The following is a 23,160-nucleotide window of genomic DNA, read 5'->3' on the forward strand; positions in this document are numbered from 1 at the left end:
ATTTGTATAAGTTCAACTTTGTTGCAGGTGCCCATAAAGCTTGGCATACAACCCGCCTTCTGCAATCAGCTGCTGATGGTCGCCATCCTCTGCCACATGCCCACCATCGAATACCAGTACCCGGTCGGCCTGCTTCACCGCCGACAGGCGGTGGGCGATGATCAGCGTGGTGCGGCCGCTGAGAAAGCGCGCCAGGGCCTGGTGCAGGTTGTACTCGGTGGCGGCATCCAGGGCCGAGGTCGCCTCGTCGAGGATTACCACCTTGGGCTCGGCCAGCACCATGCGGGCAATCGCCAGGCGCTGGCGCTGGCCGCCGGACAGGCGCACGCCGGAGCGCCCCACCACACTGTCCAGGCCCTGCGGCAAGGCAGCGATGGTGCCATCCAGCTGGGCAATGCGTAGCGCCTGCCAGCAAGCCTCGTCGCTGCAGTCACGGCCCATGGTCAGGTTGGCACGCACGCTGTCGTTGAACAGCGACGGGTGCTGCAACACCACCGCGACGTTTTCGCGCAGGGTTTCCAGGCCGATTTCCTGAAGGCTGGCACCGCCAAAGCGGATGGTCCCGGCCTGGGCGCTATAAAGGCCCAGCAACAGTTGCACCAGTGTGCTCTTGCCGCCGCCGCTGGCACCCACGATGGCCACCTTCTCACCCGGGGCAATGCACAGGTCGAGGTGCTCGAGGACCGGCTCGTCGGCATAGGCAAAGCGCAGGTCGCGCACTTCGATGCCGACCGTCTGGCGGCCGGCGAACGGATCACTGGCGGCCGCATACTGCGGCTCGTCGGCACGCGCCAGCAGCTCGTTGAGGCGGCTCAGCGCACCGCCGGCGGCATAGTAGGCGTATTGCAGGTTGAGCAGTTGCTCCACCGGACCGATCATGAACCACAGGTAGCTGAACACCGCCAGCATCTGGCCGATCGAAAGGTCGGAAAACAGCACGGTAAGCATCGCCGCGGCGCGGAAGATATCGATACCGAACTGGAACAGCAGGCCACTGGCGCGACCGCTGGCGTCGCTTTTCCATTGCGAGTCCACGGCGTAGTCGCGCACTTCACGGGCGCGCAAGCCAAGGCGCCCGAGGAAGTAGCCCTGGCGGTTGCCGGCGCGGATTTCCTGGATGGCGTCAAGGGTTTCCGCCAGCGCCTGGGTAAACCGTGCGGTGCTGTCGTTTTCGAGCTTTTTCAGGTGTTTGACGCGCTTGCCCAACTGCACGGTGAAGTAGATGACCAGCGGGTTGAACAACAGGATGAGCAAGGCCAGCTGCCAGTGCATCCAGATCAGGATGGCGGCAGTGCCGGTCAGGGTCAGCATGGCCACCAGGAAGCGGCTGAGGGTTTCGCCGACGAACTTGTCGAGTGTATCCAGGTCGGTGACCAGGTGGGTGGTTACCGTACCGCTGCCCAGGCTTTCGTATTCTTTCAGCGAAATGCGCTTCAGCCGCTCGATAAGGCGGATGCGCAAGCGATAGACGATGTCCTTGGCCAAGCCGGCAAACAACCTGGCCTGGATGACGTTGAACGCCAGGGCGGCCAGGCGCAGGCACAGGGTCAGCAGCAGCATCAGGCCGATGTAGCCGGCGGCCACCTGCCAGCTGGACGGCAGCAGGTGGTTCATCCACTTCAGCGCGGCATCGCCCTGGCCCAGCAGCACTTCGTCCACCAGCAGCGGCAGCAGCAACGGGATGGGCACGCTGCAGCAGGCGGCCAACACTGCAATGAGGTTGGCGGACCAGAGGTTTTTCTTGTGATGCAGGGCCAGGCGGCGGATTTCCGCCCAGCTCAGTCGGTCGGCCGCCGTGCAAGGCTTGCCCGGCACCGGGTCGGGTGACCCAGGCAGATCAAGCACAGGCGGCCTGCTGCAGCCAGCGGCCGAGCAAGGGTTGCAGGCGCTCCAGCGGCTGGTAGCCGTTGGTCAGCAGGGCCAGCTGGCCATTACGCTCGGCCAGCAAGGTCGGGAACCCGGCGATGCCCAGGTCTTGCGCCCAGGCGAAATCGGCCGCAGTGGCGGCGCGGGTGTCGGCCCGGGCAAAGGCCTCGGCGAACCCGGCACGGTCGAAGCCCGCCTGCTCGGCCAGTTCGACCAGCTGCGGTGCAACGGTCACATCCACACCCTGTTCGTAGAACGCACGCTGGATCAGTGCCAGCAGCGGCCACACGCGCTCGACGTCCAGCTCACGGGCGGTGACCAGGGCCCGGCAGGCCGGCTCGGTGTCGTAGACGAAGCCGTCGGGCATGGCCCCCTCGAAGCGGAACGGCTGGCCAGTGGCTTCGGCCACCGCCTGCCAGTGTTCGAGGATGTATTTGCGGGTGGCGCTGTCCAGAGCGCTGCCGCCGCTGCGCAGCCCGCCGGTGACCAGGTGGGTCGGCACGCCTGCTACACGCGCCTGGGCGATCAGGGCCTCGGCCACGGGTGCGAAGCCCCAGCACCAGGAGCACATCGGGTCCATCACGTAAATCAGGCGTGCAGACATGCATCAAGCCTCGGCTTTGTAGTTGTAACCGATCGGATGCGGCAGGTTGCGGGCCTTGGCCAGTTCGATCTGCTTCTGCCGGTCGATGGCGCTGCGCCGGGTCTTCTCGCTCAGGGTGTCCCAGCAATGCGGGCAGCTCACCCCCGGCGAATAGTGCTCGGACGCACGCTCCTGTGCATTGATCGGGTGGCGGCAGGCGTGGCATTGGTCGTACTCGCCCTCGCTCAGGTCATGGCGCACCGTGACGCGGTTGTCGAAGACGAAGCAGTCGCCGTCCCACAGGCTTTCTTCCTGAGGTACTTCCTCGAAGTATTTCAGGATGCCGCCCTTAAGATGATAGACCGCTTCGAAGCCTTCACCGAGCATGTAGCTGGAGGCTTTTTCGCAACGGATGCCGCCGGTGCAGAACATGGCAACCTTCTTGTGCTTGCTGGGGTCGAAGTTGGCCTTGATGTACTCGGGGAACTCGCGGAAGGTTTCGGTCTTCGGGTCGATGGCGCCCTTGAAGGTGCCGATGGCCACTTCGTAATCGTTGCGGGTGTCGATCAGCAGCACTTCCGGGTCGCTGATCAGGGCGTTCCAGTCCTTGGGCTCGACGTAGGTGCCGACCGCCTTGTTGGGGTCCACGCCGGGTACGCCGAGGGTGACGATCTCTTTCTTGAGCTTGACCTTGGTGCGGTAGAACGGCTGTTCGTCGCAGTACGATTCCTTGTGGTCGACATCGGCCAGGCGCGGGTCGTTGCGCAGCCAGGCCAGCAGGCCGTCGATGCCTTCGCGGGTGGCCGACACGGTGCCGTTGATACCCTCGTGGGCCAGCAGCAGGGTGCCTTTGACATTGTTGTCGAGCATGGCCTTGAGCAGCGGCTCACGCAGCTCGACGTAGTCTTCCAGGGTGACGAACTTGTACAGCGCCGCGACGACGATAGGTTGGGACATGAAGCTGAATCTCCAGGTGGTTGCCCTCGTAAGGGGCGGACCGGGTTACACAAGAAACAGGGGGCCGCTGCGCACGCCATCGCCGACAGGCCGGGGCCCACAGGTGAATTTGTGGGAGCTGGCTTGCCGGCGATGGGCTGCACAGCAGCCCCCTTTTTGGGATGTAGCGGATTCTACCAGAACAACAGAATGGTTTCAGTGCCCGCCGCCTGCGCACACCGGCGAAGCGGGTGCCACACCAACCTTGGCCCACTCTTCGGCGGTGTAGGTGTGGATGGCCAGGGCGTGGATCTCGCCCATCAGTTCACCCATGGTGGCGTACACCTTCTGGTGGCGCTTGACGCTGTTCAATCCGGCAAACTGCTCGCTGACGATCACTGCCTTGTAGTGGGTCTCCTGACCACGACTGTGCATGTGGCTTTCGTTGAGCACTTGCAGGTGTTGCGGCGCCAGGGCGGCCAACTGCTGTTCGATGCGCTGTTGCATGCTCATCGCGGCGTACTCACTTCTTCGCCGGGGCGACGGCCTTGCCGGCGTTCGGGTCCAGCTCCTTGGTCATGTCGTCCAGCAGCTTGTTCACCACCGGCACCGCAGGCTCCAGGCTCTGCTGGGTCAGCTGGGCCGACTGCTGGGTGACCTTGGGCATTTCACGCAGCACTTTCTTGCCCAACGGCGACTCGTAGAACTTGACCAGGTCGTTCAGCTCCTGCTCGGTGAAGGTCTGGGTGTACAGGTCGACCATCTTCGGCTTCAGCTTTTTCCAGCCGATGGCGTTGTCCAGCGCTGCGTTGGCCTTGGCCTGGTAGCTTTCCAGCACCGCCTGCTTGCTGGTCGGGGCCTTGGTCTGGGCGAAACGCTGGGCGAACATCTGCTGGACCTGCATGTATACCGGCGTACCCAGCTTGTCGGCGTTGGCCAGGGTCAGGAATTTCTCGGCAGCAGCATTGTGGCTGGCGGTGGCAGCGAGTACCTGGCCGCTGGCGCAAGCCAGGGCAACGGCGGCACAAAGGACACGGAGACGGGTCATTGCATTTCCTTCAGAAGAGAGGGAGGCGGGTACCTCAGAGTAGAGCATTCTGCGCCGTGGTGGCGATGTGCTCAAGTGGCACGACGAGCGACGGAACCGCTCGGTCGAATCAGGGCCTAAACTGCGATTTCGAACTACACAGGAGTGCGTACAGAATGAGCCGCATCGAGACAGACAGCCTGGGCCCGGTCGAAGTTCCTGAGGACGCCTACTGGGGTGCGCAGACCCAGCGTTCGCTGATCAACTTCGCCATCGGCAAGGAACGCATGCCTATTGCGGTGTTGCACGCCCTGGCGCTGATCAAGAAGGCCGCAGCACGCGTCAACGACCGCAATGGCGACTTGCCGGCCGACATCGCCCGGCTGATCGAACAGGCTGCCAACGAAGTGCTGGAAGGCCAGCACGACGACCAGTTCCCGCTGGTGGTATGGCAGACCGGCAGCGGCACCCAGAGCAACATGAACGTCAACGAAGTGATCGCCGGGCGGGCCAACGAACTGGCCGGCAAAGGCCGTGGCGGCAAGGCGCCAGTACACCCCAACGACCACGTCAACCGTTCGCAGAGTTCCAACGACTGCTTCCCCACCGCCATGCACATTGCTGCAGCCCAGGCGGTACACGACAAGTTGCTGCCAGCCATCGCCGAACTGTCCTCGGGGCTGGCCGAGTTGTCGGCACGCCACCACCAATTGGTGAAAACCGGCCGCACGCACATGATGGATGCCACGCCGATCACCTTTGGCCAGGAAGTATCCGCGTTCGTCGCCCAGCTCGACTACGCCCAGCGCGCCATCCGCGCCAGCCTGCCGGCGGTGTGTGAACTGGCCCAGGGCGGCACTGCCGTGGGTACCGGGCTGAACGCCCCGCATGGTTTCGCCGAAGCCATCGCAGCCGAGCTGGCGGCACTGTCCGGCCTGCCGTTCGTTACCGCGCCGAACAAATTCGCCGCCCTTGCCGGGCATGAGCCGCTGACCAGCCTGGCTGGCGCCCTCAAGACCCTGGCTGTGGCCCTGATGAAAATTGCCAATGACCTGCGCCTGCTGGGTTCCGGCCCGCGTGCCGGGCTGGCTGAAGTACGCCTGCCGGCCAACGAACCCGGTAGTTCGATCATGCCGGGCAAGGTCAACCCGACCCAGTGCGAGGCGTTGTCGATGCTGGCCTGCCAGGTGTTGGGCAACGACGCGGCGATCGGCTTTGCCGCCAGCCAGGGCCATTTGCAGCTGAACGTGTTCAAGCCGGTGATCATCCACAACCTGTTGCAGTCGATCGAACTGCTGGCCGATGGCTGCCGCAACTTCCAGGAGCATTGCGTGGCGGGTATCGAGCCGGATGCCGAGCAGATGGCGGCGCACCTGGAGCGGGGGCTGATGCTGGTGACCGCGCTGAACCCGCACATTGGTTATGACAAGGCAGCGGAAATTGCCAAGAAGGCCTACAGCGAGGGCAAGACCTTGCGCGAGGCGGCACTGGAGTTGAAGTACCTGACCAATGAGCAGTTCGACCAGTGGGTACGGCCGGAGAACATGCTGGCACCGGGGGGGAAAGGCTGACAGCCCAGACACCCGCGCCCCTTGTAGGAGCGACCTTGCGCAGCCCATCGCGACGCAAGGCCGCCCCTACACAGAGCGTGCAACTTTCCTGAATTTGCGGGCACGCCAGCTAGCCACCAGCGACGGCCCCAGCGCCACCAGCGCCGAACCCAGCACCACCGTGACCGCCCCGACATAACCCAGGGCATTGATATCCTCGGCATGCACGTAGTCAGGCCACAGCAAGGCCGCCAATGCCACCGCGACGAAGGTCACCAGCGGCGTCAACGCCAGCGTGGCACTCACCCGCGACGCCTCCCAGTGCGCCAGCGCTTCGGCAAACGCGCCATAGGCCACCAGTGTGTTCAGGCAGCAGGCCAGCAACAACCAGCCCTGCACCGGGGTCAGCTGCAACGCTTGCAGCGGGTGTACCCATGGTGTGAGCAACGCAGCGCAACCGAGGTAGATCACCATCATGACTTGTTGCGAATTCCACACGGTCAGCAGTTGCTTCTGGCTCAGGGCGTAGAACACCCAGATGGTGGTGGCCAGCAGAATGGTCAGCACGCCAGTGGTATAGGTGCCGAGCGAGGTGAGCAGCTCCTCCAGGCGCTGGTTGAAGAACAGGCCAAACCCCGCCAGCAGAATCAGCAGGCCGGCGCCCTGCCCCAGGCTGAAACGTTCGCGGAACACGAACACGCTGGCCACCAGCAGCAACACCGGGCCGAGCTGCACCACCAGTTGCGCGGTGCCCGGGCTCAGCAGGTTCAGGCCAATCAGGTACAGCACGTAGTTGCCCATCAGGCCGAGCACGGCCACTAACACCAGGCCTTTGCCCTTGGGCGTCAGCTTGCTGAAGGAAGGCAGCCTGCGCTTGGCGGCCAGCCAGGCGAACAGCAGGCCGCCGGAGACCAGCAGGCGGTACCAGGTGACGGTAACCGGGTCGACCACTTGCAGCACCTGCTTGAGCTTGATCGGCAGGATGCCCCAGAGCAACGCCGTCAAAAGTGCCAGGAAAAGGCCATAGCCCCAGCGGCCGGTAATGGTGTGCATAAAATCCTCGATCGAGCCCGTGGTGGGGGTGGTTGAATTCTAAGGGCTTGGAGGGCGGGGACGGTGGTGGGTGCCGGGAAAAGAATTCATCAGGTCATTCTTCTGCGGCATGGCTTGGCGGGTGTGCTGCCTGTTCTGGCCCTTTCGCGGGCACGCCCGCTCCCACAGGGCCCCCACAAGATTCAGAGTGTGTGCAAATCCTGTGGGAGCGGGCGTGCCCGCGAAGAGGCCAGAACAGGCAACCAACAAGCCTGGCTATTTCTTGTCCCTGGCAAACGCCGCCTCAAGCGCCTGGTTGATGGTGCGCAACACCTTCACCCGCGCCCAGCGCTTGTCGTTGGCCTCCACCAGCGTCCACGGCGCGATCTCGGTGCTGGTACGGTCGACCATGTCACCCACCGCCTGCACATAGGCGTCCCACTTTTCGCGGTTGCGCCAGTCATCCTCGGTGATCTTGTAACGCTTGAACGGGATCTGCTCGCGCTCTTCGAAACGCTCCAGCTGGGTCTGCTGGTCGATCGCCAACCAGAACTTGACCACCACCGTGCCAGCGTTCACCAACTGCTCCTCGAAATCGTTGATTTCGCTGTAGGCGCGCATCCAGTCGGCCGGGCTGCAGAAGCCTTCCACCCGCTCCACCAGCACCCGGCCATACCAGGAACGATCGAAGATGGTGAACTTGCCGCGCGCCGGAATATGCCGCCAGAACCGCCACAGGTAAGGCTGCGCGCGCTCCTCTTCGGTGGGCGCGGCAATTGGCACGATGCGGTACTGACGGGGGTCCAGCGCTGCCGCCACACGACGAATGGCGCCGCCCTTGCCGGCGGCGTCGTTGCCTTCGAACACCGCCACCAGCGCATGCCGACGCATGCGCTTGTCGCGCAACAGGCCAGCCAGGCGAGCCTGCTCGGTAACCAGCTGTTCCTGATAGTCGGCCTTGTCCAGGCGCAGGGTCATGTCCAATGCGCCCAGCAGGCTGCGCTGGTCGATGCTGCGCCCCAGCGGCGCGACGTTGCCCCGGTGCTTGCCCTTGGGGTTGTCGGCCAGTGCCGCTTGCAGGCTCTCCAGCAGAATGCGCCCCACCGCCAGGCTGCGGTAGTTCGGGTCGACGCCTTCGATGATATGCCATGGCGCATAGTCACGGCTGGTGCGGCGCAGCACGCGTTCGCCGAAGCGCACGAAACGGTCGTAGGTTTCCGACTGCTGCCAGTCCAGCGGGCTGATGCGCCAGCTGTGCAGCGGGTCGTCCTTCAGCGCCTTGAGGCGGGCCTTCATCTGCTTCTTGGACAGGTGGAACCAGAACTTGATGATCAGCGCACCTTCGTCGCAGAGCATTTCCTCGAGCCGCTCGGCGCCGGCGATGGCCTGGTCGAGCACGGCGTCCTTGAACAGGCCGTGTACCCGCCCCTGGAGCATCTGGCTGTACCAGTTACCGAAGAACACGCCCATCCGCCCCTTCGGTGGCAGGGCCCGCCAATAGCGCCAGGCCGGGGGCCGGGCCAGCTCTTCGTCGGTTTGCTGGTCGAAGGTGAGCACATCGATCAGCCGCGGGTCCATCCACTCGTTGAGCAACTTGACCGTCTCGCCCTTGCCGGCGCCTTCAATGCCGTTGATCAGCACGATCACCGGGAAACGCGCCTGCTGCTTGAGTTCGTACTGGGCTTCGAGCAGGGCCTCGCGCAAAGCGGGTACCTCGGCGTCGTAAGCCTCCTTGTCGATGCTGTGGCCGATTTCTGCGGATTCGAACATGCACTGGCTCCTTCAATGGATAAGCAAGACTAGCGGATTTCATTTGGGCCCGCGAAGCGCTCGGCACAGCCTGTGCAAACCTCCCGGATAGCTTAAAATCCGCCTATCCGCTGCAACAGAGCCAACCATGTCCACCCTCCTCCAGCACGCCCAGATCGACTGGGACGACCAGGGCCGCCCACATTCGCGGCAATATGACGACGTCTATTTCGCGGTCAACGAAGGCATCGAAGAAACCCGTCACGTGTTTCTCGGGCAAACCCGCCTGGCAGACCGCTTCGCCGCCCTCGCCCCGCATGCCTGCCTGGTGATAGGTGAAACCGGCTTCGGCACCGGCATGAACTTCTACTGTGCCTGGCAGTTGTTCGAGCAGCATGCTGGCGCCGAAGCCCGCCTGCATTTCGTCAGCGTCGAGAAGTACCCGCTCGGCCGCGACGATATGGCCCGTGCCGTGCGACTGTGGCCGGAGCTGGCGGCCTACAGCGAGCCCCTGCTGGCGCAGTACGTGGCGCTGCACCCAGGCTTCCAGCAGTTCACCTTCGCCAATGGGCGGGTCACCCTAACCCTGCTGGTCGGTGACGTGCTGGAGCAACTGCCGCAACTCGATGCGCAGGTCGATGTGTGGTTCCTCGATGGCTTCGCTCCAGCCAAGAATCCCGACATGTGGACCCCGGCACTGTTCGCGCAGCTGGCACGGCTGTCGCACCCTGGTACCGTGCTGGGCACGTTCACCACCACCGGCTGGGTACGCCGCAGCCTGGTCGACGCCGGCTTCGCCATGAAGAAAGTGCCGGGCATCGGCAAGAAGTGGGAAGTGATGAGCGGCGCCTATGTCGGCACCCCGCCTACTCCCAGCCCGCCCTGGTATGCACGCCCGGAGGCCGCAGCGGGGCCACGCGAGGCCCTGGTCGTCGGTGCCGGACTGGCGGGCAGTTGCAGCGCCGCCAGCCTGGCCCGGCGCGGCTGGCAGGTGACCGTGCTGGAACGCCACGACGCGCCAGCACGGGAAGCATCGGGCAACCCGCAAGGGGTGCTGTACCTCAAGCTGTCGGCCCATGGTACGGCGCTGTCGCAGATGATCCTGTCCGGTTTCGGCTACACCCGGCGCCAGCTGGAGCGCCTGCAGCGCGGCCGCGACTGGGATGCCTGTGGCGTGCTGCAACTGGCCTTCGACAGCAAGGAAACCGAGCGCCAGGGCAAGTTGGCTGCGGCCTTCGCCGCTGACCTTTTGCATCCGCTGCAGCGTGATGAAGCCGAAGCCATGGCTGGTGTGGCGTTGCCGGCCGGCGGGCTGTTCTATCCCGAGGGAGGCTGGGTGCACCCGCCGGCGCTGTGCCTGCAGCAGTTGCAGCACCCTGGCATTCGCCTGGTGACACATCAGCCCGTGCTCGAACTGCGCAAGGTCGGTGAGCAATGGCAAGCCTGGGCCGGTGAACGCCTGCTGGCCAGCGCGCCGGTGGTGGTCCTGGCCGGGGCCGCCGAAGTGCGGCGCTTCGAGCCGTGCGCGCAGTTGCCGCTCAAGCGCATCCGTGGGCAGATCACCCGCTTGCCAGCCACTGCCGACAGCCGCGCGTTGCGCACCGTGGTGTGTGCCGAGGGCTATGTCGCCCCGCCACGCGGCGATGAGCATACCCTGGGCGCAAGCTTCGACTTCCACAGCGAAGACCTGGCACCGACGGTGGCCGAGCACCAGGGCAACCTGGCGTTGCTGGATGAAATTTCCCCCGACCTGGCACAGCGCCTGGGCACCGCCGAACTGGACCCGGCACAGTTGCAGGGGCGCGCGGCGTTCCGCTGCACCAGCCCCGACTACCTGCCGATCGTCGGGCCGCTGGCCGATGCCCAGGCGTTCACCGAAGCGTACGCGGTGCTGGGCCGGGATGCCCGGCAAGTACCGGCGGTTGCCTGCCCGTGGCTGGGTGGGTTGTATGTGAACAGCGGGCATGGCTCGCGGGGGCTGATTACCGCGCCGCTGAGTGGCGAGCTGGTTGCCGCCTGGGTATGCGGGGAGCCACTGCCTTTGCCGCGGGCGGTGGCGGAGGCGTGTCATCCGAACCGGTTTGCCTTGCGCAGGTTGATTCGAGGCAAATGACCGAACCGGGGTTGCAGCGCAGCCCATCGCCGGCAAGCCGGCTCCCACAAGGAACACAGCCTATATAACAGATCGATCTAAAACTCTCCCAAACTGCACAGGTCAGTTCCTTGAGGTGCCCTGATCCGGGGCACTCCCTCCCCAACGGAAAAACCGGTAAGGACCTATGTGCGGATTAGCAGGAGAGTTGCGTTTCACCCCCATCAACCAAGCCCCTCGCCCAGCCGACCTGGCTGCGGTAGAGCGCATCACCCATCACCTGGCGCCTCGCGGCCCGGATGCCTGGGGCTTCCATAGCCAGGGGCCGATCGCCCTGGGCCACCGGCGCCTGAAAATCATGGACTTGTCCGACGGCTCGGCGCAGCCGATGGTCGACAACACCCTGGGCCTGTCGCTGGCTTTCAACGGTGCCATCTACAACTTCCCCGAACTGCGCCAGGAGCTGCAGGCGCAGGGCTACACCTTCTGGTCGGACGGCGACACCGAGGTGCTGCTCAAGGGCTACCACGCCTGGGGCGCCGCCTTGCTGCCCAAGCTCAACGGCATGTTCGCCCTGGCCATCTGGGAGCGGGACAACCAGCGCCTGTTCCTCGCCCGCGACCGCCTGGGCGTCAAGCCCTTGTACCTGTCGCGCAACGGCGAGCGCCTGCGTTTCGCCTCGACCCTGCCGGCGCTGCTCAAGGGTGGTGACATCGACCCGGTACTCGACCCGGTAGCGCTCAACCACTACCTGAACTTCCACGCGGTGGTACCAGCGCCACGTACCCTGCTGGCCAATGTGCAAAAGCTCGAACCCGGCACCTGGATGCGCATCGACCGCCATGGCGAAGTGGAACGCCAGACCTGGTGGCAGCTGCATTACGGCGCCACGCCAGACGAGCGCGAGCTGGACCTCGAAGGCTGGACCACCCGGGTGCTCGACGCCACCCGCGAGGCCGTGGCCATCCGCCAACGTGCCGCCGTGGACGTGGGCGTGCTGCTGTCTGGCGGGGTCGACTCCAGCTTGCTGGTCGGCCTGCTGCGCGAAGCGGGCGTGGACGACCTGTCGACCTTCTCCATCGGTTTCGAGGATGCCGGCGGCGAACGCGGCGACGAGTTCCAGTACTCCGACCTGATCGCCAGGCATTACGGCACCCGTCACCACCAGTTGCGTATTGCCGAGCACGAGGTCATCGAACAACTGCCGGCGGCGTTCCGCGCCATGAGCGAACCGATGGTCAGCCACGACTGCATCGCGTTCTACCTGCTGTCGCGGGAAGTGGCGAAGCACTGCAAAGGCGTGCAAAGCGGCCAGGGCGCCGACGAACTGTTCGCCGGCTACCACTGGTACCCGCAGGTGGACGGCGCCGAGGACGCCTTCAGCGCATACCGCGAGGCGTTCTTCGACCGCAGCCACGCCGAGTACCGCGACACCGTGCAAACGCCCTGGGTGCTGGAAACCGATGCCGCTGGCGAGTTCGTGCGCGAACATTTCGCCCGCCCCGGTGCCCCCGATGCGGTAGACAAGGCGCTGCGCCTGGACAGCACGGTGATGCTGGTCGACGACCCGGTCAAACGGGTGGACAACATGACCATGGCCTGGGGCCTGGAGGCACGCACGCCGTTCCTCGATTACCGCCTGGTGGAACTGTCGGCGCGCATTCCCGCACGCTTCAAGCTGCCCGACGGCGGCAAGCAGGTGCTCAAGCAAGCTGCACGACGGGTGATCCCGCACGAGGTGATCGACCGCAAGAAGGGCTACTTCCCGGTACCGGGCCTGAAGCACCTGGATGGCGCCACCCTTGGCTGGGTACGCGAACTGCTGACCGACCCCAGCCAGGACCGGGGGCTGTTCAACCCGGCCATGCTCGACCGCCTGCTGAACAACCCGCACGGCCAGTTGACCCCGCTACGCGGCTCCAAGCTGTGGCAACTGGCGGCACTGAACCTGTGGTTGACCGAACAAGGACTCTGACCGATGAAAGCCCACGAAACTGCCTACGGTCAGCGCCTGCTGCGCGGCCAGGCGCCCTCCTACGAACGCCTGCAGGCGCGCCTGGCTGGCGATGGCAGCCAGCCCCACGACCAGCCACGCGCCGTGCATTGCGGCTGGGGCCGGCTGCTGATCGGCCATACCTACGCCACCCCGGCCAGGCTGGCCGAGGACCTGCTGGGCGAGTGCCCGGGCGAACGCGACATCGCGCTGTACGTGGCCGCGCCCCAGCAAGTGCTGGCCCATGCGCCACAGCAACTGTTCCTCGACCCGTCCGACACCCTGCGCCTGTGGTTCACCGACTATCGCCCGGCACAGCGGGTGTTCCGCGGCTTCCGCGTGCGCCGGGCACAGAATCCCGGTGACTGGCAGGCGATCAACACCCTGTACCAGGCGCGCGGTATGTTGCCGGTCGACCCCGAGCTGCTCACCCCCCTTGACCAGGGCGGCCCCGTCTACTGGCTGGCCGAAGACGAAGACAGCGGCGCGGTCATCGGCAGCGTCATGGGCCTGAACCATGCCAAGGCGTTCGACGACCCCGAGCACGGCAGCAGCCTCTGGTGCCTGGCGGTGGACCCGCAATGTACCCGCCCCGGTGTCGGCGAGGTGCTGGTGCGCCACCTGATCGAGCACTTCATGAGCCGTGGCCTGGCCTACCTGGACCTGTCGGTGCTGCACGATAACCGCCAGGCCAAGCGCCTGTACCAGAAGCTGGGGTTTCGCAACCTGCCGACCTTCGCGGTCAAGCGCAAGAATGGCATCAACGAGCAACTATTCCTCGGCCCCGGGCCGCAGGCCGACCTCAACCCGTATGCGCGCATCATCGTCGACGAGGCCCTGCGCCGGGGCATCGAGGTGCAGGTGGATGATGCCGCTGCCGGGCTGTTCACCCTCAGCCTGGGCGGGCGCCGCATCCGCTGCCGGGAATCGCTCAGCGACCTGACCAGCGCCGTGACCATGACCCTGTGCCAGGACAAGCGCCTGACCCGGCAAGCCCTGCACAACGCCGGACTCAAGGTGCCGGCACAGCAGCTGGCCGGCAATGCCGACGACAACCTGGCGTTTCTCGACGAGCACGCGGCGGTGGTGGTCAAACCGGTCGATGGCGAGCAGGGCCAAGGGGTTGCCGTCAACCTCACCCGCATCGAGGACATCACCCGCGCCGTCGACCACGCGCGCCAGTTCGACAGCCGCGTGTTACTGGAAAGCTTCCATGCCGGGCATGACCTGCGCATCGTGGTCATCGGTTATGAAGTGGTGGCCGCCGCCATTCGCCATCCGGCGCAAGTGGTGGGCGATGGCAAGCACAGCATTCGCCAGCTGATCGACGCACAAAGCCGGCGGCGCCAGGCAGCCACCGGGGGCGAGAGCAGAATCCCGCTGGACGAGGAAACCGAACGCACCCTGAGCACCGCGGGCCATGGCTACGACGACGTGCTGCCTGCGGGGCAGCACCTGGCCGTGCGGCGTACCGCCAACCTGCACACCGGCGGCACCCTGGAAGACGTGACCGAACGCCTGCACCCGGCGCTGGCCGACGCCGCCGTGCGGGCAGCGCGGGCACTGGAGATCCCGGTGGTGGGGCTGGACTTCATGGTGCGCGATGCCGAGCAGCCGGAGTACGTGATCATCGAGGCCAACGAGCGTGCCGGGTTGGCCAACCACGAACCGCAACCGACCGCCGAGCGTTTCATCGACCTGCTGTTCCCGCACAGCCGGCCTTTGGCGTAACGACTGATGGCCTCTTCGCGGGCACGCCCGCTTCCACAGGGGCAGCGCAATTCTTGAGACTTGTGGGGGCTCTGTGGGAGCGGGCGTGCCCGCGAAGAATCAATGCAATTTCCAAGGAGTACTCATGTCCGAACGACTCCCCGAACCCGATCTCGACTACCTCAAACGGGTCCTGCTGGAGATGCTCGCCATCCCCAGCCCCACCGGTTTCACCGACACCATCGTGCGCTACGTGGCCGAACGCCTGGAGGAACTGGGTATTCCCTTCGAGCTGACCCGCCGCGGCACCATCCGTGCCACGCTCAAGGGCCGGCAAAGCTCGCCGGACCGCGCCGTGTCCGCCCACCTGGACACCATCGGCGCCAGCGTTCGCCAGTTGCTCGACAACGGCCGCCTGGCCCTGGCGCCGGTCGGCTGCTGGTCCAGCCGCTTCGCCGAGGGCAGCCGGGTCAGCGTGTTCACCGACACCGGCGTGTTTCGTGGCAGCGTGCTGCCGCTGATGGCCAGCGGGCACGCCTTCAACACCGCCATCGACCAGATGCCGATCAGCTGGGAGCATGTAGAGGTGCGCCTGGACGCCTACTGCGCCACGCGCGCCGATTGCGAGGCGCTGGGCGTGAGCATCGGTGACTTCGTCGCCTTCGACCCGCTGCCCGAATTCACCGAGAGCGGCCACATCAGCGCCCGCCACCTGGACGACAAGGCCGGTGTGGCCGCGCTGCTGGCGGCACTGAAAGCGGTAATGGAAAGCGGCCGCCAGCCACTGATCGACTGCCACCCGCTGTTCACCATCACCGAGGAAACCGGCTCGGGTGCCGCCGGGGCACTGCCCTGGGACGTCAGCGAATTCGTCGGTATCGACATCGCCCCGGTGGCGCCCGGCCAGGCCTCCAGCGAGCATGCCGTGAGCGTGGCCATGCAGGACTCGTCGGGGCCTTACGACTACCACCTGTCGCGGCATTTGCTGAAACTGGCCGGCGACCACGACCTGCCGGTGCGCCGCGACCTGTTCCGCTATTACTTCAGCGATGCCCACTCGGCGGTGACGGCCGGGCACGACATTCGCACCGCGCTGGTGGCGTTCGGTTGCGACGCCACCCATGGCTACGAACGCACGCACATCGATAGCCTGGCGGCGCTGAGCCGGTTGCTGTCGGCGTACCTGCTCAGCCCGCCAGTATTTGCCAGTGACTCGCAGCCGGCCAGTACGTCACTGGAGCGCTTCAGCCATCAGCTGGAGCATGACGCGCAGATGGAAAGTGATACGCGGGTACCGGCGGTGGACAGCCTGGTGGGCAACAAGGCTTGAGGCCGTGAGGGTTGCGTTGTCGGCGATCGGGCCGCAACGCAGTCCCCAAAGGGCAAATGTTTCGCGTAGCATGCCCCCATCAATTCCCAAGGCTCCGCCCGCCATGCTGATCCCTTACGACCAACTGCAAGCCGAAACCCTGACCCGCCTGATCGAAGACTTCGTCACCCGCGACGGCACCGACAACGGCGACGATACCCCGCTGGAAACCCGTGTACTACGGGTGCGCCAGGCCCTGGCCAAGGGCCAGGCGTTCATCCTGTTCGACCCGGAAAGCCAGCAGTGCCAGTTGCTGGCCAGGCATGATGTGCCGCGCGAGTTGCTCGACTAGCAGGCCAGGGCAGGCGACATCAGGCTTTGCTTGGCTTGGCCTCCTTGATGCGCTTGTACACCTCGGCCCGATGCACCGGCACTTCGCGCGGTGCATCCACGCCAAAGCGCACCATTCCGTCCCGCGTTTCCACCACCATGAGCCGAATGTCATCGCCAATCATGATGACCTGCCCCACTTCGCGCCCTATTACCAACATGCTCCAGTCCTCCAGCGAAAGGGAAAACCGGAGCCTGCCTTGCTGGCATTTGGCTACTCAATAGTTCCGCCGCGATTCAGAAGCAACCTACATTTCTAGGTAATTTTCCTTACAGATCAATCATCGTGAATGGGCTTTGGTGCGCATTTTCGCCGCCATGTCGGCCATCTCGTCATACAGCCGCTCGGGCGCCTGGCGCTTCAGTTGCCAAGCCTGGCGCCCGGCCTCGTGGGGCAAAATCAGAAACTCGCCAGCGCTGACCTGCTGATGGATGTAATCGGCAATTTCCACCGCATTGATCGGCGAGCCTTGCAGCAATTTGCCCACCTGCGCCTTCATCGCCGGGTTCGGCCCGCGGAACGAATCCAGCAGGTTGGTCTGGAAAAACGACGGGCACACCACATGCACCGCAACCTCGAGCTGGCGCAGTTCCACCAGCAGGCTCTCCGACAGCGCCAGCACGCCGGCCTTGGCCACGTTGTAGTTGCTCATGCCCGGGCCCTGCATCAGCGCGGCCATGGAGGCGATGTTGATGATGCGCCCCTTGCTGCGTTCCAGCAGCGGCAGGAAAGCCTTGCAGCCCTTGACCACGCCCATCAGGTTGACCGCGATCTGCCAGTCCCAGTCTTCCAGCGACAGTTCGGCGAAAAAACCGCCCGAAGCGACACCGGCATTGTTGACGATCACATCGATACCGCCGAACTGCTCGCTGCAGGCCTGGGCCAGGGCGGTGAGCTGGCTGTAGTCGCGCACGTCGCAGCGCTGGACGAAGCCGTCGCCGCCGACCTTGCGCACGCCTTCCAGGGTGTCGCGCAGGCCGGCTTCGTTGACGTCGGCCAGCGCCAGGCGCCAGCCCTCGCGCGCCCAGCGCAGGGCGATCTCGCGACCGAGGCCGGACCCGGCGCCGGTAATCATGATGCGGTTTTGCATGGTGGCTGGCCTTGTTTGCATGAGGGGTCAATGGAGTCTAAACAAGGGCCTGGGCAACAGCAGGGTTCATCAGGGTAGTGAATGGGGCAGCATGCATCCGTGGTCAGCGCTACCCGTACGCCAATGGAATCTTTCCCAAGCGGCGTCGGTCCCAATTTACAAGAGGCCAGCAGTCCGAGGCCCTTGACCCTCAACCACGCAAGGACTCCGTCATGACCACGATTCTGATCATCATCCTGATTCTGCTGTTGATTGGTGGCTTACCGGTCTTCCCCCATTCACGCAGTTGGGGCTATGGCCCGTCCGGCATCATCGGCGTGGTGCTGGTGATCCTGCTGGTGCTGTTGTTGCTAGGCATGATCTAGCGCTGCAGAGATGAAAAAACCGCGCCGAAGCGCGGTTTTTTCTGTGCCATGAGAATCAGTGCGAAACAGCGCCCGATGCCCCCAGGCCAGTCTGCGAACGCACGAATTGCGGGAAGAACAGCGCACGTTCGTCTTCAGCAGCCTTGGACTTGTCGGTAATCGAGAAGAACCAGATACCGATGAAGGCGATCAGCATCGAGAACAGCGCCGGATACTCGTACGGGTAGATCGGTTTTTCGTGGCCGAGGATCTGTACCCAGATGGTCGGGCCGAGGATCATCAGCGTCACTGCACTCACCAGGCCCAGCCAGCCGCCGATCATGGCACCGCGGGTAGTCAGCTTCTTCCAGTACATCGAAAGCAGCAGTACCGGGAAGTTGCAGCTGGCGGCAATCGAGAACGCCAGGCCGACCATGAAGGCAATGTTCTGCTTCTCGAACAGGATGCCCAGGCCGATCGCCAGCACGCCCAGGGCGACGGTGGTGATCTTCGACACGCGGATCTCGTCCTTGTCGTTGGCCTTGCCCTTGCGCCATACACTGGCGTACAGGTCGTGGGACACCGCCGAGGCACCCGCCAGGGTCAGGCCGGCAACCACCGCCAGGATGGTGGCGAAGGCCACCGCCGAGATGAAGCCGAGGAACACGCTGCCACCTACGGCATTGGCCAGGTGCACCGCTGCCATGTTGTTGCCACCCAGCAGGGCGCCTGCAGCATCCTTGAAGGCCGGGTTGGTGCTGACCAGCAGGATGGCGCCAAAGCCGATGATGAAGGTCAGGATGTAGAAGTAGCCGATGAAACCGGTGGCATACAGCACACTCTTGCGCGCTTCCTTGGCGTCACCGACGGTGAAGAAACGCATCAGGATATGCGGCAGGCCGGCGGTACCGAACATCAGCGCCAGGCCCAGCGAGAAGGCCGAGATCGGGTCCTTGACCAGGCCGCCCGGGCTCATGATCGCTTCGCCCTTGGTATGCACCTTGATCGCTTCGGAGAACAGCGTGTTGAAGTCGAAGCCCACGTGCTTCATCACCATCAGCGCCATGAAGCTGGCCCCGGACAGCAACAGCACCGCCTTGATGATCTGTACCCAGGTGGTGGCCAGCATGCCGCCGAACAGCACGTACAGGCACATCAGGATACCCACCAGGACTACCGCCACGTGGTAGTCCAGGCCGAACAGCAGCTCGATCAGCTTGCCGGCACCGACCATCTGGGCGATCAGGTAGAACGCTACCACCACCAGCGAACCGGAGGCCGACAGGGTGCGGATTTCCTTCTGCCCGAGGCGGTACGAGGCCACGTCGGCGAAGGTGTACTTGCCAAGGTTGCGCAGGCGTTCGGCGATCAGGAACAGGATGATCGGCCAGCCGACCAGGAAGCCGATCGAGTAGATCAGGCCATCGTAGCCCGAGGTGAACACCAGTGCGGAGATGCCCAGGAACGAGGCCGCCGACATGTAGTCACCGGCAATCGCCAGGCCGTTCTGGAAGCCCGTGATCTTGCCACCGGCGGCGTAGTAGTCAGAGGCCGACTTGTTGCGCTTGGAGGCCCAGTAGGTGATGCCCAGGGTGAAGGCGACGAAGGCCACGAACATGGCGATGGCGGAAACGTTCAGCGGTTGTTTCTGCACCTCGCCGGTCAGGGCATCGGCGGCCCACACGGCGGGTGCAAAGACGCCGCAGGCCAGTACGGCCAGGGTTTTGGCATGACGAATCATTGTTGCGCCTCCTTCAGGATGGCCTTGTTCAGCTCATCGAACTCGCCGTTGGCGCGGCGGACGTAGATGGCGGTCAGCACGAATGCCGAGACGATCAGGCCGACGCCCAGGGGAATGCCCCAGGTGATCGATGACTCAGGGCTGAGCTTGGCGCCCAGCAGCTGGGGACCATAGGCAATCAGGAGGATGAAGGCGCAGTACAGGCCGAGCATGATCGCCGAGAGAATCCAGGCGAACCGTTCGCGTTTGGAGACCAGCTCCTTGAAACGAGGGCTGTTTTGAATCGAGAGGTAAATGCTGTCGTTCATTGTTTTTGTCCTAGCAGCACAGATAGGGGTGGAACCCACGACACCTACTTTATGCGGCTGCCGGACGCCAACCAGACGACCTTAGTCTTAGATGCAACGGTGTTTTACCAGTTTCGTAACAAAGTGAAGGCCCATTCGCGGGCACGCCCGCTCCCACAGGATTTTCGCTGCCCTTGAAGTCGGTGCAGTTCCTGGGGGAGCGGGCGTGCCCGCGAAGCAGCAAAACTGGCCCTGACGGGTTGTTACTTGCCGGTCCACTCCTTCACGCGTTCAGGGTGCTTGGCCACCCAGTCCTTGGCCGCCGCTTCAGGCTTGGCCCCTTCCTGGATCGCCAGCATCACCTCGCCAATCTCGTCCTTCGACTGCCAGCTGAATTTCTTCAGGAACTCCGCCACTTCCGGTGCCTTGGTCGCCAGCTCCTTGCTGCCGATGCTGTTCACGGTTTCAGCCGCGCCGTACACGCCTTTCGGGTCCTCGAGGAACTTCAACTTCCACTTGGCGAACATCCAGTGCGGTACCCAGCCGGTCACCGCGATCGACTGCTGCTTGTTGTAGGCGCGGCCCAGTTCTGCCGTCATCGCCGCACCGGAGCTGGCCTGCAGCTTGTAACCGGTCAGGTCGTAGTCCTTGATGGCCTGCTCGGTCTTCAGCATCACGCCGGAGCCGGCGTCGATGCCGACGATCTTCTGCTTGAAGCTGTCGTCGGTCTTGAGGTCGGCGATGCTCACCGCCTTGACATACTCAGGGACGATCAGGCCGATCTTGGCGTCCTTGAAGTTAGGGCCGTAGTCGACCACGTTGTCCTTGTTCTTGGCCCAGTATTCGCCATGGGTCACCGGCAACCAGGCGGACAACATGGCATCGAGCTTGCCGGTGGCCACGCCCTGCCACATGATCCCGGTGGCCACAGCCTGCAGTTTGACGTCGTAGCCGAGCTTCTGCTTGATTACTTCGGCGGCCACGTTGGTGGTCGCCACGCTGTCGGCCCAACCATCCACGTAACCAATGCTTACTTCTTTAGCCATTGCCTGTGCAGCGCTCATGGCCATTACCAGGGCGGTGCCCACCCCCAGGAAACGTCGCATTTTTTTCAAAGCAGCCATCAAAGCATCCCCTCGTCAGGTCTAGGAGATTGCATCATCTTCCTGCCACATGAGGCGACCTGCTCCACGTGCGACCTGTACCCGCCCATATGCGACAGCACTATGCCATTAGCGCCATCCCTCAGCGCCGATCTGCGCGATCCTTGCATGCCAAAGGTTTGGCGTCAGGCTACTATCTAGCCTTTTGCACCTGACGATGGACCGCCCGATGCCCCGCTTTGCCCGTCTACTATTGCCTTTGTACCTGCTTGCCTGCCTGCTCGCCCTGCTGGGCCTGGGAGGGCTCTGGTACGGGCTCGGCAAGCCGGTACAACTGCCCGATGCCGCCAGCCCGACGCACAAGTTGCAATGCGCCTCGTACACCCCGTTCGACAAGGATCAGTCGCCCTATGACCGCCCATTCCGCCTGCGCCCGGCACGCATGGATGCCGACCTGGCATTGCTCGCCGAGCGCTTTCAGTGCATCCGCACCTATTCCCAGACCGGTCTCGAGGCAATCCCGGCGCTGGCTCGCAAACATGGGCTGAAGGTGATGCTCGGCGCCTGGGTCAACGCCCACCCGGCCGACACCGAGAAGGAAATCGAGCTGCTGATCGCTGCCGCCAACGCCAACCCCGACGTGGTCAGTGCGGTGATCGTCGGCAACGAGACGCTGCTGCGCAAGGAGGTAACTGGCGCACAGCTGGCCACGTTGATCGCCCGGGTGAAAAGCCAGGTGAAGGTGCCGGTGACCTACGCCGATGTGTGGGAGTTCTGGCTGCAGCACCCGCAAGTGGCGCCGGCAGTGGATTTTCTGACCATCCACCTGCTGCCGTACTGGGAGGACGACCCGCGTGGCATCGATCAAGCGTTGGCCCACGTCGCCGATGTGCGCCGGGTATTCGGCACGCGTTTCGCGCCCAAGGACATCCTGATCGGCGAAACCGGCTGGCCCAGCGAAGGCCGCCAGCGCGAGACAGCGGTACCGAGCCGGGTCAACGAGGCGCGCTTCATTCGCGGCTTCGTCGCCATGGCGGAAAGCAACGGTTGGCATTACAACCTGATCGAGGCTTTCGACCAGCCCTGGAAGCGTGCCAACGAAGGGGCGGTCGGCGGCTATTGGGGGCTTTACGATGCCGACCGGCAGGACAAGGGCGTGCTCGAAGGGCCGGTGAGCAATCTGTCGCACTGGCCGCAGTGGTGGCTGGCCAGTGTGCTGTTGGCGGCGGCCATGCTGATGCTTGCCGGGCGCCCCGCTACACCGGCAGCGGCGCTGTTGCTGCCGCTGCTGGCGGCGTTTGGCGCAGGTTGCCTGGGGCTGTGGGGCGAGCTGATGCGCACCCATGCGCGGTTTGCCGGGGAATGGCTGTGGGCGTCATTGCTGGCGGCGCTGAACCTGCTGGTGCTGGCCCATGCCGTGCTGGCCCTGGCACGGCGGGCCGGCTGGCGCGAACGGCTGTTCGCCTGGCTGCAGGCACGGGCGGGCTGGCTGTTGCTGGCGGCGGGCTTTGCCGCTGCTGTGAGCATGCTGGCAATGGTGTTCGACCCACGCTATCGCAGCTTTCCGAGCGCGGCGCTGGCCTTGCCGGCGCTGGTGTTTGCGCTGTGGCCAGTACCGGCGCGACGGGCGGAAGTGGCATTGCTGGCGCTCATCATGGGTGCCGGGGTGGCGCCGCAGCTGTTCGTCGAAGGGCTGGAGAACCAGCAGGCATGGCTGTGGGCGCTGGTCAGTGTGCTGATGACTACGGCGTTGTGGCGGAGCTTGCGGTTTACTCGCAAGGCCTGACCAGATGCCCCTGCAAGGGCGGCCCATCGCGACGCAAGGCCGCTCTACAGGGACGGCGTAGCCCCAGCGTTTCGCACCAACCGCAACCCCGCCAGCACCAGCGCAAACACCGCAATGCTGGCGGTATAAAGCACCAGCGCCGGCACCGCGAAAACCAGCGCCAGCAGCGCGAGCCACCAGCCACCACGGCGGCCGACAAGCTGTGCCAGCAGCGCCAGCCCCAATCCGCACCAGGCCAGTACCTGGTAGTGGATGCCCAAGCCCAGCAACGACCGCACCTCACATTGCCAGTAGGCCGCCGGCGCCGTGCACAAACCCACCCACCGGCCATCTTCCATCAGCCCGTAGCGCACGCCATAGCTGGCCGCGAGCCACAGCCCCAGACACAGCACCAGCAGCGCAGCCGGCAGCGAACGAGACATCCGGTTCTCCAATAGCGGTAATCGAAAGCGTGCATGATCGCTGATGCCCGCTTGTAAGGCAAAATCACATCCCTGCAACTATGTTGCAGATAACAAGCACACAAAAGGCCACCACAGCTGGCAACTTTGCCCAGCCCGCTGTGGTCCTA

At 64.5% G+C, this 23,160-nt stretch carries 21 protein-coding genes; 8 read left to right on the forward strand and 13 right to left on the reverse strand.

What is annotated here, in order from left to right; translation table 11 throughout:
* Positions 1-12: 12 nt before the first annotated feature.
* The 5 genes from HU760_RS22670 to HU760_RS22690 form a co-directional block, all read right to left on the reverse strand.
* Complete coding sequence (locus HU760_RS22670; RefSeq protein WP_186678122.1) at positions 13-1,845, reverse strand: ABC transporter ATP-binding protein; 1,833 nt, start codon at positions 1,843-1,845, stop codon at positions 13-15.
* Positions 1,838-2,470, reverse strand: coding sequence for a DsbA family protein (locus tag HU760_RS22675; protein ID WP_186678132.1), 633 nt, complete (start codon positions 2,468-2,470; stop codon positions 1,838-1,840). The genes HU760_RS22670 and HU760_RS22675 overlap by 8 nt, the downstream gene beginning before the upstream one ends.
* 3 nt (positions 2,471-2,473) lie before the next feature.
* A complete protein-coding gene (gene trhO, locus HU760_RS22680) occupies positions 2,474-3,406 on the reverse strand; it encodes an oxygen-dependent tRNA uridine(34) hydroxylase TrhO (RefSeq protein ID WP_186678135.1) in 933 nt (310 codons plus the stop codon).
* Positions 3,407-3,601: 195 nt separating this feature from the next.
* Positions 3,602-3,898, reverse strand: a complete 297-nt coding sequence (locus tag HU760_RS22685) for a BolA family protein (RefSeq protein ID WP_061550826.1) — start codon at positions 3,896-3,898, stop codon at positions 3,602-3,604.
* A gap of 10 nt (positions 3,899-3,908) precedes the next feature.
* Positions 3,909-4,433, reverse strand: a complete 525-nt coding sequence (locus HU760_RS22690) for a DUF2059 domain-containing protein (RefSeq protein WP_186678138.1) — start codon at positions 4,431-4,433, stop codon at positions 3,909-3,911.
* A gap of 155 nt (positions 4,434-4,588) precedes the next feature.
* Here HU760_RS22690 and HU760_RS22695 point away from each other — a divergent pair, with 155 nt between their 5' ends.
* On the forward strand, positions 4,589-5,983 hold the full coding sequence (locus HU760_RS22695) for a class II fumarate hydratase (protein WP_186678140.1): 1,395 nt from the start codon (positions 4,589-4,591) through the stop codon (positions 5,981-5,983).
* Between the two features lie 66 nt (positions 5,984-6,049).
* On the opposite strand, the gene HU760_RS22700 is transcribed toward HU760_RS22695, so the two are convergent.
* Positions 6,050-7,015: a DMT family transporter gene (locus tag HU760_RS22700; protein ID WP_186678144.1), complete on the reverse strand. Its 966-nt coding sequence runs from the start codon at positions 7,013-7,015 to the stop codon at positions 6,050-6,052.
* A gap of 255 nt (positions 7,016-7,270) precedes the next feature.
* The gene (pap, locus tag HU760_RS22705; protein ID WP_186678147.1) at positions 7,271-8,764 is read right to left on the reverse strand and encodes a polyphosphate:AMP phosphotransferase; all 1,494 of its coding nucleotides are present in this window, start codon (positions 8,762-8,764) and stop codon (positions 7,271-7,273) included.
* A 127-nt stretch (positions 8,765-8,891) separates the two neighbouring features.
* Here pap and mnmC point away from each other — a divergent pair, with 127 nt between their 5' ends.
* The 5 genes from mnmC to HU760_RS22730 all read left to right on the forward strand — a co-directional run bounded on the left by mnmC (position 8,892) and on the right by HU760_RS22730 (position 16,199).
* Positions 8,892-10,856, forward strand: coding sequence for a bifunctional tRNA (5-methylaminomethyl-2-thiouridine)(34)-methyltransferase MnmC2/FAD-dependent 5-carboxymethylaminomethyl-2-thiouridine(34) oxidoreductase MnmC1 (gene mnmC / locus HU760_RS22710; protein WP_186678150.1), 1,965 nt, complete (start codon positions 8,892-8,894; stop codon positions 10,854-10,856).
* Positions 10,857-11,022: 166 nt separating this feature from the next.
* Positions 11,023-12,810, forward strand: coding sequence for an N-acetylglutaminylglutamine amidotransferase (locus HU760_RS22715; RefSeq protein ID WP_186678153.1), 1,788 nt, complete (start codon positions 11,023-11,025; stop codon positions 12,808-12,810).
* A 3-nt stretch (positions 12,811-12,813) separates the two neighbouring features.
* Positions 12,814-14,559, forward strand: a complete 1,746-nt coding sequence (gene ngg, locus HU760_RS22720; protein WP_186678156.1) for an N-acetylglutaminylglutamine synthetase — start codon at positions 12,814-12,816, stop codon at positions 14,557-14,559.
* Between the two features lie 124 nt (positions 14,560-14,683).
* Positions 14,684-15,868, forward strand: coding sequence for an osmoprotectant NAGGN system M42 family peptidase (locus HU760_RS22725; RefSeq protein WP_186678159.1), 1,185 nt, complete (start codon positions 14,684-14,686; stop codon positions 15,866-15,868).
* 103 nt (positions 15,869-15,971) lie between these two features.
* A complete protein-coding gene (locus HU760_RS22730; protein ID WP_051099660.1) occupies positions 15,972-16,199 on the forward strand; it encodes a YheU family protein in 228 nt (75 codons plus the stop codon).
* A 19-nt stretch (positions 16,200-16,218) separates the two neighbouring features.
* Here HU760_RS22730 and csrA read toward each other — a convergent pair whose 3' ends face one another.
* Positions 16,219-16,398, reverse strand: a complete 180-nt coding sequence (gene csrA, locus HU760_RS22735) for a carbon storage regulator CsrA (RefSeq protein ID WP_186678162.1) — start codon at positions 16,396-16,398, stop codon at positions 16,219-16,221.
* A 120-nt stretch (positions 16,399-16,518) separates the two neighbouring features.
* Positions 16,519-17,328 (reverse strand): SDR family oxidoreductase, encoded by an 810-nt coding sequence (locus tag HU760_RS22740; protein ID WP_186678165.1) that lies wholly within the window; start codon positions 17,326-17,328, stop codon positions 16,519-16,521.
* Positions 17,329-17,540: 212 nt separating this feature from the next.
* Here HU760_RS22740 and HU760_RS22745 point away from each other — a divergent pair, with 212 nt between their 5' ends.
* Complete coding sequence (locus tag HU760_RS22745; RefSeq protein WP_003252624.1) at positions 17,541-17,693, forward strand: DUF3309 family protein; 153 nt, start codon at positions 17,541-17,543, stop codon at positions 17,691-17,693.
* Positions 17,694-17,748: 55 nt separating this feature from the next.
* On the opposite strand, the gene HU760_RS22750 is transcribed toward HU760_RS22745, so the two are convergent.
* The 3 genes from HU760_RS22750 to HU760_RS22760 all read right to left on the reverse strand — a co-directional run bounded on the left by HU760_RS22750 (position 17,749) and on the right by HU760_RS22760 (position 20,824).
* A complete protein-coding gene (locus HU760_RS22750) occupies positions 17,749-19,413 on the reverse strand; it encodes a cation acetate symporter (protein ID WP_186678168.1) in 1,665 nt (554 codons plus the stop codon).
* On the reverse strand, positions 19,410-19,721 hold the full coding sequence (locus HU760_RS22755) for a DUF485 domain-containing protein (protein WP_186678171.1): 312 nt from the start codon (positions 19,719-19,721) through the stop codon (positions 19,410-19,412). Before HU760_RS22755 ends, HU760_RS22750 begins: the two co-directional genes overlap by 4 nt.
* A gap of 242 nt (positions 19,722-19,963) precedes the next feature.
* Positions 19,964-20,824 carry a glycine betaine ABC transporter substrate-binding protein gene (locus HU760_RS22760; protein WP_186678173.1) on the reverse strand — a complete coding sequence of 287 codons (861 nt, stop codon included), beginning with the start codon at positions 20,822-20,824 and terminating at the stop codon, positions 19,964-19,966.
* A gap of 196 nt (positions 20,825-21,020) precedes the next feature.
* On the opposite strand from HU760_RS22760, the gene HU760_RS22765 reads away from it, so the two are divergent.
* Positions 21,021-22,589, forward strand: coding sequence for a glycoside hydrolase family 17 protein (locus HU760_RS22765; protein WP_186678176.1), 1,569 nt, complete (start codon positions 21,021-21,023; stop codon positions 22,587-22,589).
* Between the two features lie 44 nt (positions 22,590-22,633).
* On the opposite strand, the gene HU760_RS22770 is transcribed toward HU760_RS22765, so the two are convergent.
* Positions 22,634-23,011 (reverse strand): hypothetical protein, encoded by a 378-nt coding sequence (locus tag HU760_RS22770; RefSeq protein ID WP_186678179.1) that lies wholly within the window; start codon positions 23,009-23,011, stop codon positions 22,634-22,636.
* Between the last annotated feature and the right edge of the window lie 149 nt (positions 23,012-23,160).

This window comes from Pseudomonas oryzicola, from assembly GCF_014269185.2.
Classification (GTDB): domain Bacteria; phylum Pseudomonadota; class Gammaproteobacteria; order Pseudomonadales; family Pseudomonadaceae; genus Aquipseudomonas; species Aquipseudomonas oryzicola.

What these genes read in the sequence shown, in the direction of transcription:
- HU760_RS22760 (WP_186678173.1), bottom strand. Translation starts at nt 20,824, where the DNA reads ATGGCTGCTTTGAAAAAAATGCGACGTTTCCTGGGGGTGGGCACCGCC.
- HU760_RS22715 (WP_186678153.1), top strand. Translation starts at nt 11,023, where the DNA reads ATGTGCGGATTAGCAGGAGAGTTGCGTTTCACCCCCATCAACCAAGCC.
- HU760_RS22730 (WP_051099660.1), top strand. Translation starts at nt 15,972, where the DNA reads ATGCTGATCCCTTACGACCAACTGCAAGCCGAAACCCTGACCCGCCTG.
- HU760_RS22695 (WP_186678140.1), top strand. Translation starts at nt 4,589, where the DNA reads ATGAGCCGCATCGAGACAGACAGCCTGGGCCCGGTCGAAGTTCCTGAG.
- HU760_RS22755 (WP_186678171.1), bottom strand. Translation starts at nt 19,721, where the DNA reads ATGAACGACAGCATTTACCTCTCGATTCAAAACAGCCCTCGTTTCAAG.
- HU760_RS22700 (WP_186678144.1), bottom strand. Translation starts at nt 7,015, where the DNA reads ATGCACACCATTACCGGCCGCTGGGGCTATGGCCTTTTCCTGGCACTT.
- HU760_RS22750 (WP_186678168.1), bottom strand. Translation starts at nt 19,413, where the DNA reads ATGATTCGTCATGCCAAAACCCTGGCCGTACTGGCCTGCGGCGTCTTT.
- HU760_RS22770 (WP_186678179.1), bottom strand. Translation starts at nt 23,011, where the DNA reads ATGTCTCGTTCGCTGCCGGCTGCGCTGCTGGTGCTGTGTCTGGGGCTG.
- ngg (WP_186678156.1), top strand. Translation starts at nt 12,814, where the DNA reads ATGAAAGCCCACGAAACTGCCTACGGTCAGCGCCTGCTGCGCGGCCAG.
- HU760_RS22765 (WP_186678176.1), top strand. Translation starts at nt 21,021, where the DNA reads ATGGACCGCCCGATGCCCCGCTTTGCCCGTCTACTATTGCCTTTGTAC.
- pap (WP_186678147.1), bottom strand. Translation starts at nt 8,764, where the DNA reads ATGTTCGAATCCGCAGAAATCGGCCACAGCATCGACAAGGAGGCTTAC.
- mnmC (WP_186678150.1), top strand. Translation starts at nt 8,892, where the DNA reads ATGTCCACCCTCCTCCAGCACGCCCAGATCGACTGGGACGACCAGGGC.
- csrA (WP_186678162.1), bottom strand. Translation starts at nt 16,398, where the DNA reads ATGTTGGTAATAGGGCGCGAAGTGGGGCAGGTCATCATGATTGGCGAT.
- HU760_RS22745 (WP_003252624.1), top strand. Translation starts at nt 17,541, where the DNA reads ATGACCACGATTCTGATCATCATCCTGATTCTGCTGTTGATTGGTGGC.
- HU760_RS22725 (WP_186678159.1), top strand. Translation starts at nt 14,684, where the DNA reads ATGTCCGAACGACTCCCCGAACCCGATCTCGACTACCTCAAACGGGTC.
- HU760_RS22690 (WP_186678138.1), bottom strand. Translation starts at nt 4,433, where the DNA reads ATGACCCGTCTCCGTGTCCTTTGTGCCGCCGTTGCCCTGGCTTGCGCC.
- HU760_RS22685 (WP_061550826.1), bottom strand. Translation starts at nt 3,898, where the DNA reads ATGAGCATGCAACAGCGCATCGAACAGCAGTTGGCCGCCCTGGCGCCG.
- HU760_RS22740 (WP_186678165.1), bottom strand. Translation starts at nt 17,328, where the DNA reads ATGCAAAACCGCATCATGATTACCGGCGCCGGGTCCGGCCTCGGTCGC.
- trhO (WP_186678135.1), bottom strand. Translation starts at nt 3,406, where the DNA reads ATGTCCCAACCTATCGTCGTCGCGGCGCTGTACAAGTTCGTCACCCTG.
- HU760_RS22675 (WP_186678132.1), bottom strand. Translation starts at nt 2,470, where the DNA reads ATGTCTGCACGCCTGATTTACGTGATGGACCCGATGTGCTCCTGGTGC.